This window comes from Pseudoduganella chitinolytica (assembly GCF_029028125.1).
Lineage (GTDB): Bacteria > Pseudomonadota > Gammaproteobacteria > Burkholderiales > Burkholderiaceae_D > Rugamonas > Rugamonas chitinolytica.
The window spans coordinates 2059225-2068072 of sequence record NZ_CP119083.1 but is presented as its reverse complement, the minus strand read 5'-3'; the positions used below and the strand labels follow the sequence as shown (position 1 = coordinate 2068072).

The window sequence follows — 8848 nt, the reverse complement described above, 5'->3', positions numbered from 1 at the left end:
CTCCCGACTCAACACCCTACCGGAGTAATCAACATGCTGAGCCTTCACACCAACAACGCCGCGCTGTCCGCACAGAACTCGCTGACCCGCACCCAGAGCACCCTGTCCACGTCGATGACCCGCCTGTCGACCGGCTACCGCATCAATTCGGCCATGGACGACGCTGCCGGCCTGCAGATCGCCACCCGCCTGAAGACCCAGACGAGCGGCATGCAAGTGGCAATGCGCAACACCCAGAACTCGATCTCGCTGATGCAGACCGCCGAAGGCGCGCTGGACGAAACGACCAACATCCTGAACCGCATGAAGGACCTGGCAACGCAAGCTGCCGACGGTTCCTCGACCAAGGACGACCAGGACGCGATGCAGGCCGAATTCGACTCCCTGTCGAACGAACTGGGCAACATCATGACCAACACCAAGTTCGGCGGCACCAACCTGCTGACGAGCGGCACCGGCAAGCTGTCGACGACCATCACGTTCCAGATCGGTTCGGACAAGGATGAAAAGATGACGGCCGACTTCACGACGGAAATGACCGCCGTGCACGACAAGATCAAGCTGGCCGCCACGCAGTACGACGGCGCCACCGGCGTCGCCGCTTCGGCTGCCGGTACGGAAATCTCCGGTGCGGACGCCACTGCCGGCGCCACCGCCGCCAACGCGACGATCAAGACGCTGTCCGACGCGATCGACTCCGTGGGCACGATGCGCTCGAAGCTGGGTGCCGTGTCGAACCGCCTGGATCACGTGTACAACAACCTGTCGAGCATCTCGACCAACACGAAGAACGCTTCCGGCCGCATCATGGACGTCGACTTCGCGACGGAATCGGCCAACATGACGTCGAACCAGATGCTGCTGCAAGCCGGCACCGCGATGCTGAAGCAGTCCAACAGCCAATCGTCGCTGGTCCTGTCGCTGCTGCAATAATCCTGACGCCGTAGCAACAACCCAAAATCGGAGGCTGTCCCCGATTGTTTTATCCGGCCCAGGCCGCAGCCGCTGTGGCCGATCGTTTGCGCGGTGTCGCCGCACTGGCGGCAGCGATAGCGCCGCAGGCCGCGGTAGATGCCATGGCGACCAGGCGGTTCGGCTTCGCAGTGGGCATTGGCGCGGCCTGCTGGCGGCCTGCGCGAGCATCGCCGGGCGGTCCATCACGACCGGGGCACAGCGCCTTGTTTTGCCAGTGATCCCGGCGCGTCGTCGGGGGCGCAATACGCCAGCGCGGCGGCCAGCAGCGCCTCATGCACCTGCGCCGCCAGGTTGTCGGCGCTGCACACGGCCTGGCGTCGGACGCCGGGAACCGACCAGGCCACCCGGCCTTGTCCCCGTTCCAGCGTCAGTTCGAGCGTGCTGTCTGGCGGCAGCGTTTGCATCGCGTCGTGGATGGCGTCGTGCAGGCCGGTGCGCGCTTCACGCAACGCGTGTGCGCGGGCCAACATGGCGATGGCCGACACGGCCGAATCCTTGCCCACGTTTTCGAGCCCGATCCAGCCGGGCATCGCAGCGTCGAGCGCAGCGCAGACGGCGCGCCACGCGCTCTCGGACTGGTTGGTTCGATGGATCGGCAAGCCATCCGATTCCTGGTCGTCGCGCCATGCCAGCGCGGCGCGCCAGCCCAGCCAGCGCGCGGCCATGGTGGGGCAGGCATAATCCGGGCCTGCGCGACGCAAGTCCGCGTCGTCGCAGCCGGCCGCGCGCATGGCGGCCTCGAAGTGCGTATGCTCGCTCATGTGCCTCTCATCTGCCGGCGACCGGCAGACGGAACCCAATGGCGAGACGCGACCGTGGCCGTCACGGGCGTCAGGCGCGGCGACGCCTTGCCAACGCGCCGACCAATGCCAGGCCGGCCACCAGCATCGCATAGGAGGCCGGTTCCGGCACGGCGCTGGTCAGCTGCATGCTGGAGGTGTCGTACTGGCCACTGGCATGACCGAGATCGAACGAATTGAAGTCGACCTCTTCTGTCCAGCCGAGCCAGAAGTCTCCGCTCCGGGCTTGCAGTGGCGCACCATCCAGGGTCGGAAGGGTCTGCTGGGTATAGACCTCCGGTGCAAAATACAGTACTTGCTGGAGCTTGAAAGTCCTCCACTCGGGGCCGACAACCGTGATGCGTTGGGACAGGAAAGTTCTGGGAACGTCGGCCCAGTCGTCAAGGCGCGAGAACAGCTCCACGGTGCCGGTTTCATGCATTCGCCGGGTAACGCCATCGAAGGTCAGCGTGATATCGAAATCCGCCCTCGTCCACGAAGGAAAGCCCCCGTCGAGCTCGAACGTGGTCGCGACAGTCAATTGGTACGGACCGGTTCCCTGGGCTTCGCCCAGGCCTTGGTCGCCTCGGGAGAAATCGAAGCTGCCGGCGTTGCCGCTGGCGACCGTGGTAAGGGTGACGGGCTTGGCCTGCGTCAGGCCGGCTGCCAGCAGGCAGCCGGAAAACAGGGCGGTAACGAGTACGCTTTTCATCCGTTGATATCCTTTTTAATGTTTTGATGTGATCCCGGTGCGGCGTGTTATCGGGTACCGGCCCGTTACCTGCGCGCAGCCGTCATGCCGCAATGGCAATTGTATAGCGATGTCATTCACGTGCCTAAAATGAATTATAAAAAAGTAATTGAATCTGGCTGAGCGACGGCGTGGCTTCGTGGATGCAATGGTCGAAAAGCCACAGGTGCAAAACGATACATGCCGGACCCAGCAGCTCCTGCATACTTTTCAGGCAGTCCGCCCCACCATCAACAGGAGTCCACCATGAAACTAGTGCACAGTCTGGGTCTTGTCGTTTTACTGGGTATCGTGTCGTTGCCGGCATCGGCCGTCACCCAGTCGGTAACCGCTTCTTCGACGGACCAGTTCTGGTATCAGAATGCCGGGTCCTTCGAGATCGGCCGGATTTCCCTGCAATACGGCACCAACCGGATCGTGGACATCGACACGAGCGTGTGGCTGGTCGACCAGGGCTGGGGCAACCAGTCGCCGCTGGAAAACGCGGTGTACGTCGGCTTGTTCAACGGTGGCGCCCAGCTGGTCCAGATTCGCGTGGCCGGCGCCTCGCACGACGGTTCAACGCAGACGTACGACCTGGCAGAGAACGCCGACGACTACACGCAGCTCAACACCGCGCTGGCACGGCTCGACTGGGCAGCCTACCCCGACATGACGGTGCGCTTCTACACGCATGCCGCGGGCTACCCGGGCTGGGAGTTGCACACGCGGGATGCCAGCATGGTCGTGACATCGGTACCGGAGCCCGGCGCATATGCCATGCTGCTGGCGGGCATGGGCGTGCTGGGATGGGGAGGCGCGCGCCGCAAGCGCGGCTCGCGCTGAAGGTCAGGTTGCCTGCTGCGCCCAGTAGTCGAGCACCAGCGAACGTTCCAGGCACGTGCCGAGGGTGGCAACGAACCGCTGGTGGGCCGCATGGTTGAGGTAAGTGTCGCGCGCCTCGGCGCTGGCAAAGCTCAGGGTGAAACAATGGGTGAAGCCATCGTTCAGGCCTTCCGGGCTGACGTTGGTACCCCATTCGTACGACTCGATGCCGGGAACGGCTGCGGGCAGGGCATGGAAGCCGGACACGACGGCTTCAACGGCCTCGGCGGGCGCATCATTGCGGAATGAGAACAGCACGACATGGCGCAACAGGCGGGCAGGGCTGGCAGGCATGGCTGGACTTGGAAGTTAACGGATCGCCATCATACCGCCGCCGCGTTCGCCCCGTTGCACGCGTGCTCAGTGGTGTACCGGGTCGGGCCCGGCATCGGGCTTGCGGAACGCGCGCCGGGCCGCGACGGCGGTGCCGTCCAGCGACAGGATGCACCTGATCGTGTCTGGCGAGACGCCACGCTGGGCCAGGTACAGCCATGCCCTGATGGCCCCTTCCATACGGTCGATTTCAATGGCACGGTCGATTTCACCGGCCGTCAACATATCCATTCTGCGCTCAGGCTGCATGCTGGCTCCGACTCGGCTTGTGCAGTGCAGCATCGCGCAACCGACAGTCGATGTCAAGCGTCCCGATCGTGCGGGTCGCTACGCCGGCCCCGGCAGCTCGCCCTCGAACACTTCGACCGACCAGCAATAATCATAAGGGTCGTGCTGGACATTCACGCGGTAGCCCTGGGCGACCAATCCGTCGGCGAAGGCCATTGCTTCAGGCTCGGTCAGGAACGAATGCTCAGACAGGAAGCGCTCGGTGCCGGTCTCGGCGGCGGCCACGTTGGCCGGCGCTGCGGAGCGCGGCCGCAGGCGGAACAGTTGCAGGACCGTACGGATGAGTGCGTGCATCGTCGACTCCCTGAGGGTGTCGAGCGACTGGGTGGATAGCGTAGTCATGGAAATCCCTGGAATGCTGATGCCTATGCGGCATCTTTTGTGGTTTTTTTAGTAAAGGAATTATCGCACAGTTTCCTTGCCAGTACTCAACTAAAAAGTTTTAGCGGAAAGCACTCGGATCAACATTGGGTATAAGTGCCTGCTTCCGGTGTCACAGCCGAAGCTTGCCGGTAGTTCGGCAAGACATATTGCGTTAACGCAAGAGCGCTGCGGGAGCAGCACGCGCAGTGACGAGAAGGCGTTGATTCAAGAGGCAGGCTAGTGCAGCGGCGTGCGACAAACAGCAGGTGCCTCGCCGGCGTGGGCGGACCCGAGACCGGAAGTCCCGTGTATTGATGACAGTCAGGATAGTCGATGGCGGAGAGCGTGGCTGCCGTGCAGCCAGCCACGAGAGGTCCTGCTTGCCCGGGGCCGGATGCCGGCGCGCGGCGGACACCGTGCGCCAGTCTGACGAATGGGTAACGGCGTCGCAGCGCTAGCGACACGCGGTATTACGCCAGCATCAGCCTCGGCCGCCAGCCAGCGGCCGCAATGCTTGGGGCATCTATCGGCGGCGCTGTTATGGATTTGCAGCTTTCTTATCAGAGGTAGTCAACGTCACCACGGGAGGTGCGCCAACGGGTTTCGGCACCCAGCTCCAGCAATACGGCGGCAATGAGTTCCTGGCTGGCATCGGGGCCGCACAGCTCCCGGGCGCGGGCAAGGCGCGCGGCAACGGTTGCCTGTACAGAACCTGGCGACACCGTTTCGGGCATGGGAATGGATTTCAACTGTGCGTTCATGACGAGCACCGACAAAAGTAAGACTTGCCATTGTCCACTAGAAATTATAGTTGGTAAATGGATTTATTTTTTCGTGGTTTATCGGCTTCGTGGCCGGACCCTGCGAGGGGCCGGCGATCTGCTCGGCGGCACCACGGGCGGGCGCGCGGCCCGATGTCGTGCAGCGCCTGGATGACATCGTCGAGGGCGGCGGCCTGGCGCTGGTTCGGCCGACTGGGTCTTGGGTTTGCAGGGGCGATAGTCGCCCACGGCAGGCAGGGCAGGTTGAGCGTCGTCCACCAGTTTGCGGAAATCGCTCAGAATTGCGGAAGAATGCTGAGTAACACATTCTCGGCATGATTGGCCGCAAACCCGATGAAGCTGTGGTGCCCCGGGCCGGAATCCGCCGCCTATAAAATTCAGTGACTTGCGAACGTCTTTCGTGATTCTTTCGTGCCGCTGAGCGGGTTCGGAGGAGCAAAGAAAAGCCGCGCAAGGCGGCTTGGCGGAGCGGGGCGCGTAGCGTTCAGTGCTTTTCCTGGTAGCCCTGGGCCCATTTGATCACCTCGGCGGCATTGTACAACGGATGCGTACGGCCGTTCGTGGTCGGGAGTCGGATGGCCTTGGGGAAGCCAGGAAGGCAAGCCATGCGTTCCCGAACCTGCTGTGGCGAGCGCTTTAGGTAGGCGGCAATCGTTGCGATGTCCCACAGATCCACAGACAGGGGAATCGCTGGGCGAATGTGTTGTGCCACGGCTTCGGCCAGGCGCTCGATGAGGGTAGTGTCGGTCATTATCAGTCCTTCAGTTTCGTATTCGTTACCGATCAGTTCGGCGCCGCCGGCATCACGGGCGCGGCCTGCGTCTTGAGCATGCCGCGGTAGATCAGGCCCAGGTAGCGGATCGGGCCGCCCGGGTAGGCGCGGTCCTCGTACATGAACGACACGGAGCCGTCCGGGTTCTCGTCGACGACGACATACGGCGCGTTGTACAGGTCGCGCACGAGGATGACGATCTCCGGGGCGGTCAGGCCCATGGGGATGTAGCGGTACTTGATGCGCCACACCAGGTCGTCCACTTGCTCATGCGTCAGGCCGGCGCGGGCCGGGGCGGCGATGGCCAGGAGCAGGGCGCTGGCTGCGATCAGTTTGCGCATGGCGCCTCCTTCCCGGCCTGCTTCGCAGCAAGGGCGCGGTCGATCTTCTCGACCTCTTCGCCGGCCAGGTTGCAGATGTTGTTCTTGCTGAGGCCATCGAGGTTGGCGAGCAACAGCCGCGCGCTCTCCAGTGCCGTGCGCATCCGGTCGCGCTCGACGGCGATCGGCTTGGTCAGCGTAATGGCGTCGTCCATTCCTTCTTTCCATCCTTGCTGGCGGGCCTCGCCGCGCGCCGCATGCTCGGCATCATCCGGCAGCGCGCCCGGTTGGCGAAGGGCGGCGCGGAGCGTGTGAATGTTGACCCATGTTCCTTCTGCGTCGTCGCGGGCCATTGTCGGCATGGTGCCGTCCATCAGCACCACGGGCTTGTATCGCTCCAGCGCCTCGAACCCGGCCCGCTCGTCATCCGGCGGCGCCGGCTGTGCTGCACGCCGTGCGGCCAGTTCTTCAAACAGAGCGGGCAAATGTTCATCCATTCGGCGATCTTGCTCATCCTCCAGCAGAGCCAAGAATTGAGCCATAGGGCTTGGCGTCGGCTGTGCTGTGGGCGCGGCGGCCATCCAGCCAATATCGTTTTCAGCTTGGCGGATATCCTTGCAGCAATCGCACTCCGCCTGCGCTGCTGCCTCTGCCACTGGCTGGGCGGCGAACAGGTCCGCGATCTTGGCCTCGTAGTAGTCGCGCGTTTCCTTCCGCGCCTCTTCCGCATATTCCTCCCGCTGTTCGTGGCTATATGCAGGCCAGTGCGTCACGCCGTCCGGCGCGAGGTACGTCGTCACGGGTACTTGCACAGCCTTCTTGTCGTTCGTGTTTTCCATCACAATCCTTTCGTCATTCGGTAAAGTTCCTGCACCAGCGTGAGCACCAGCGCCCACAGCGGCGGGCTTAGTAGGTAGAGGTATGGGTGGTCGTTCATTTCGCGGCGTAGTTGGGCGATCCGAAGAGCCTTAGCAGCCGTTCAGCGGCCCCGTGTGCCTGCAAATCGTCTGTATTTCCCACAACCATTTCGAGGCCGTCGCAGACAATTTCCACTTGGTGTTTCGTTAGGCAGAAAGGCGTCACCGACTGTTCACCCGTCTGCCCCTGAGCCAAATCCGGATTGCACTTCTCGCACCCGTACGGCTTGTAGGTGTCACCGGAAACGCAATCGCAACTTGCCGGCTCCTGGGCTTTGGCTTGTGGGTGCGGGGCGGCGAGCTTGCAAGTGTTCTTCCACATCGCATCCGCAACTGCATCGGCGACATGGGGCCACCGGCGTAGGGAGTCGAACACGTCAAAGCTGACCATCTCCGCAAGCATCTCCGGTGTCGGCTCCACTGGCACCAGCACATAGCCCGGCGGGATGGCCTCCTGTCGCCCTGCTTCATGGGCGGCGGCAATGGCGGTGTCGATGTGCTTGATCAGCCCAGGCCGCGCATCCTCGTACAGCGAAGACGCGGCCCCTTGCAGCTCTTTGCGATAGGCGTCCAAGAGGTAGCCCAGCAGGTTGCGGAATACCGGCGTATCAATCCCCGGCACAGCGCTGGCAGATGACCGGGCGCATGCATTGTCAGCCATGGCGCGGCAGCTCCAGCCCTGGCCGTCCTTGAAGCGGCCACAGGTCGGGTGCGTACATTGCTCGAACGTGCTGGCAGATGGCTTTGCTTCAAATTTACGCTTCAGTCGTTCGTATTCCGCACGGTCTTCATCGTAGCGATAATCCTGCATGCTTTGGTTGTCCATATTCTCTTTCGTAGGTTGTTATGCTGCGCGGTCAGCCGGCCGGATAAATGTGCTTCGGATCGGTCAGCCACATCGGATGCGGGGCCTTGGCCTCGCCCGCGTCGATCTTCTGGCGCAGGCTGGCCGCCCATTCGCACAGCCGGTTGTATGCCTCGACGGTACCGACCTGGGTTTCCATCGCTTTCACGGCATTCCACATGCCGTAGTCGCACGGGCGCATGATCCGCTTCGGCAACGTCGCGGTCGGCTGGGCCTGCACTGGCAGCGCGCGAACGTCGCTCACGACTTCACCTCGTCGGCGCTGGTGGCGATAGCTGCGTCGATGGCTTCGCGTGCGTCACCGTGCCAGCCAGTGGCCGCGAATTCTTCGCCATCCTCGATGCGCCACACGCGGCACGATTCAGCATCGCGACTGTGGCCGATGTAGGCCGAATGGAAAATCATGTAGTCCAGTCGCGCCGCATCATTGGCGTCCGCCGTGCTGGCGGTGGGGGCGACGAGATACAGCGAGTAGGTGCCGTCGGGCAGGTCGCCCATTCGCTCGCTCATCCACTGACGGTCAGCGCCGCGCTTGATGACGGTCGCCACCGGCTCTGCCTGCACGCTGGAAGCCGCGAGTGCTGCGCGGAGTTCGTCGATTTCGGCCCGCATGGCCTCGTCCTGATTGATGGACGTTTCGCGGCGCTCCTGCCACGTCTTGATTGGCACCTCCACGCTGGCCGCTGGAGCTGGGGCGCGGCGGTTCCAGGCGGCGCGGTCGTTGCCGCCCTCACGCTGCACAGTGAAATAGCAATCGGCGTTGTGGTCCTCGTCGTCGGCATTCACGTCGGCGCCGCAGAAAGGGCATGCCGCGAGGGTTGTTGTTCGTTCAGGTCGCT

General features: G+C 63.2%; 14 protein-coding genes. 2 read left to right on the top strand and 12 right to left on the bottom strand.

Features of this window, described 5'->3' with window-relative positions; all coding sequences use genetic code 11:
* Positions 1-33 precede the first annotated feature (33 nt).
* Positions 34-933, top strand: coding sequence for a flagellin N-terminal helical domain-containing protein (locus PX653_RS09220; protein ID WP_277417593.1), 900 nt, complete (start codon positions 34-36; stop codon positions 931-933).
* Between the two features lie 224 nt (positions 934-1157).
* Here the strand turns inward: PX653_RS09220 and PX653_RS09215 are convergent, their stop codons facing one another.
* Together PX653_RS09215 and PX653_RS09210 are read right to left on the bottom strand one after the other, a co-directional pair.
* A complete protein-coding gene (locus PX653_RS09215; protein WP_277417592.1) occupies positions 1158-1736 on the bottom strand; it encodes a hypothetical protein in 579 nt (192 codons plus the stop codon).
* Between the two features lie 70 nt (positions 1737-1806).
* Positions 1807-2466: a PEP-CTERM sorting domain-containing protein gene (locus PX653_RS09210; RefSeq protein WP_277417591.1), complete on the bottom strand. Its 660-nt coding sequence runs from the start codon at positions 2464-2466 to the stop codon at positions 1807-1809.
* Positions 2467-2751: 285 nt separating this feature from the next.
* Between PX653_RS09210 and PX653_RS09205 the strand changes: the two genes are divergently transcribed.
* Complete coding sequence (locus PX653_RS09205) at positions 2752-3330, top strand: PEP-CTERM sorting domain-containing protein (protein WP_277417590.1); 579 nt, start codon at positions 2752-2754, stop codon at positions 3328-3330.
* Positions 3331-3333: 3 nt separating this feature from the next.
* Here the strand turns inward: PX653_RS09205 and PX653_RS09200 are convergent, their stop codons facing one another.
* From PX653_RS09200 to PX653_RS09155, 10 genes are all read right to left on the bottom strand, one after another.
* Positions 3334-3663, bottom strand: coding sequence for a Dabb family protein (locus tag PX653_RS09200; protein WP_277417589.1), 330 nt, complete (start codon positions 3661-3663; stop codon positions 3334-3336).
* Positions 3664-3729: 66 nt separating this feature from the next.
* A complete protein-coding gene (locus tag PX653_RS09195) occupies positions 3730-3933 on the bottom strand; it encodes a hypothetical protein (RefSeq protein ID WP_277417588.1) in 204 nt (67 codons plus the stop codon).
* 96 nt (positions 3934-4029) lie between these two features.
* Complete coding sequence (locus tag PX653_RS09190) at positions 4030-4284, bottom strand: hypothetical protein (protein ID WP_277417587.1); 255 nt, start codon at positions 4282-4284, stop codon at positions 4030-4032.
* A 629-nt stretch (positions 4285-4913) separates the two neighbouring features.
* Complete coding sequence (locus PX653_RS09185; protein ID WP_277417586.1) at positions 4914-5114, bottom strand: hypothetical protein; 201 nt, start codon at positions 5112-5114, stop codon at positions 4914-4916.
* Between the two features lie 505 nt (positions 5115-5619).
* Positions 5620-5886 (bottom strand): hypothetical protein, encoded by a 267-nt coding sequence (locus PX653_RS09180; protein WP_277417585.1) that lies wholly within the window; start codon positions 5884-5886, stop codon positions 5620-5622.
* A 32-nt stretch (positions 5887-5918) separates the two neighbouring features.
* On the bottom strand, positions 5919-6248 hold the full coding sequence (locus PX653_RS09175) for a hypothetical protein (protein WP_277417584.1): 330 nt from the start codon (positions 6246-6248) through the stop codon (positions 5919-5921).
* Positions 6236-7066: a hypothetical protein gene (locus PX653_RS09170; RefSeq protein ID WP_277417583.1), complete on the bottom strand. Its 831-nt coding sequence runs from the start codon at positions 7064-7066 to the stop codon at positions 6236-6238. The genes PX653_RS09175 and PX653_RS09170 overlap by 13 nt, the downstream gene beginning before the upstream one ends.
* A gap of 94 nt (positions 7067-7160) precedes the next feature.
* Positions 7161-7970, bottom strand: coding sequence for a hypothetical protein (locus PX653_RS09165; protein WP_277417582.1), 810 nt, complete (start codon positions 7968-7970; stop codon positions 7161-7163).
* A gap of 31 nt (positions 7971-8001) precedes the next feature.
* Positions 8002-8253, bottom strand: a complete 252-nt coding sequence (locus PX653_RS09160; RefSeq protein WP_277417581.1) for a hypothetical protein — start codon at positions 8251-8253, stop codon at positions 8002-8004.
* The gene (locus tag PX653_RS09155) at positions 8250-8795 is read right to left on the bottom strand and encodes a hypothetical protein (RefSeq protein ID WP_277417580.1); all 546 of its coding nucleotides are present in this window, start codon (positions 8793-8795) and stop codon (positions 8250-8252) included. Before PX653_RS09155 ends, PX653_RS09160 begins: the two co-directional genes overlap by 4 nt.
* Positions 8796-8848: the final 53 nt, after the last annotated feature.

Excerpts from the sequence above, each read along its gene's own strand:
- PX653_RS09220 (WP_277417593.1), top strand. The coding sequence starts at position 34 with ATGCTGAGCCTTCACACCAACAACGCCGCGCTGTCCGCACAGAACTCG.
- PX653_RS09195 (WP_277417588.1), bottom strand. The coding sequence starts at position 3,933 with ATGGATATGTTGACGGCCGGTGAAATCGACCGTGCCATTGAAATCGAC.
- PX653_RS09175 (WP_277417584.1), bottom strand. The coding sequence starts at position 6,248 with ATGCGCAAACTGATCGCAGCCAGCGCCCTGCTCCTGGCCATCGCCGCC.
- PX653_RS09205 (WP_277417590.1), top strand. The coding sequence starts at position 2,752 with ATGAAACTAGTGCACAGTCTGGGTCTTGTCGTTTTACTGGGTATCGTG.
- PX653_RS09200 (WP_277417589.1), bottom strand. The coding sequence starts at position 3,663 with ATGCCTGCCAGCCCTGCCCGCCTGTTGCGCCATGTCGTGCTGTTCTCA.
- PX653_RS09215 (WP_277417592.1), bottom strand. The coding sequence starts at position 1,736 with ATGAGCGAGCATACGCACTTCGAGGCCGCCATGCGCGCGGCCGGCTGC.
- PX653_RS09185 (WP_277417586.1), bottom strand. The coding sequence starts at position 5,114 with ATGAACGCACAGTTGAAATCCATTCCCATGCCCGAAACGGTGTCGCCA.
- PX653_RS09210 (WP_277417591.1), bottom strand. The coding sequence starts at position 2,466 with ATGAAAAGCGTACTCGTTACCGCCCTGTTTTCCGGCTGCCTGCTGGCA.
- PX653_RS09190 (WP_277417587.1), bottom strand. The coding sequence starts at position 4,284 with ATGCACGCACTCATCCGTACGGTCCTGCAACTGTTCCGCCTGCGGCCG.
- PX653_RS09180 (WP_277417585.1), bottom strand. The coding sequence starts at position 5,886 with ATGACCGACACTACCCTCATCGAGCGCCTGGCCGAAGCCGTGGCACAA.
- PX653_RS09170 (WP_277417583.1), bottom strand. The coding sequence starts at position 7,066 with ATGGAAAACACGAACGACAAGAAGGCTGTGCAAGTACCCGTGACGACG.
- PX653_RS09165 (WP_277417582.1), bottom strand. The coding sequence starts at position 7,970 with ATGGACAACCAAAGCATGCAGGATTATCGCTACGATGAAGACCGTGCG.